The sequence below is a fragment of the Streptomyces doebereineriae genome, assembly GCF_031845645.1.
In the GTDB taxonomy this organism is placed as follows: Bacteria; Actinomycetota; Actinomycetes; order Streptomycetales; family Streptomycetaceae; genus Streptomyces; species Streptomyces canus.
This window is the reverse complement of the sequence record NZ_JAVREZ010000097.1, coordinates 1-564: the sequence shown is the minus strand read 5'-3', so window position 1 is coordinate 564 and position 564 is coordinate 1. Positions and strand designations below refer to the sequence as shown.

Sequence of the window (564 nt, the reverse complement as noted above, 5' to 3'; positions counted from 1 at the left end):
GCGTTCCAGGCCCGCATCGGGCCCGGAACGCAGGAAAGCCCCGCACCACAAGGGTGCGGGGCTTTCCCACAAAGATTGTTCGGCGGCGTCCTACTCTCCCACAGGGTCCCCCCTGCAGTACCATCGGCGCTGAAAGGCTTAGCTTCCGGGTTCGGAATGTAACCGGGCGTTTCCCTAACGCAATGACCACCGAAACACTATGAAACTTTGAACAAACCGGGTGTTGTCACGGCTGTTCGTTATTTCAGAACTAACACAGTGGACGCGAGCAACTGAGGACAAGCCCTCGGCCTATTAGTACCAGTCAGCTCCACCCGTTACCGGGCTTCCACATCTGGCCTATCAACCCAGTCGTCTACTGGGAGCCTTAACCAATCTAGTTGGTGGGAATACTCATCTCGAAGCAGGCTTCCCGCTTAGATGCTTTCAGCGGTTATCCTTTCCGAACGTAGCCAACCAGCCATGCCCTTGGCAGAACAACTGGCACACCAGAGGTTCGTCCGTCCCGGTCCTCTCGTACTAGGGACAGCCCTTCTCAATATTCCTACGCGCACAGCGGATAGG

The 564-nt window shown here is 56.6% G+C and carries 2 rRNA genes; both read right to left on the bottom strand.

Features of this window, described 5'->3' with window-relative positions:
- Positions 1-77: 77 nt before the first annotated feature.
- A 5S ribosomal RNA gene (rrf, locus tag RNB18_RS50880) occupies positions 78-194 on the bottom strand.
- Between the two features lie 80 nt (positions 195-274).
- Positions 275-564, bottom strand: a 23S ribosomal RNA gene (locus RNB18_RS50875); the annotation flags it as partial.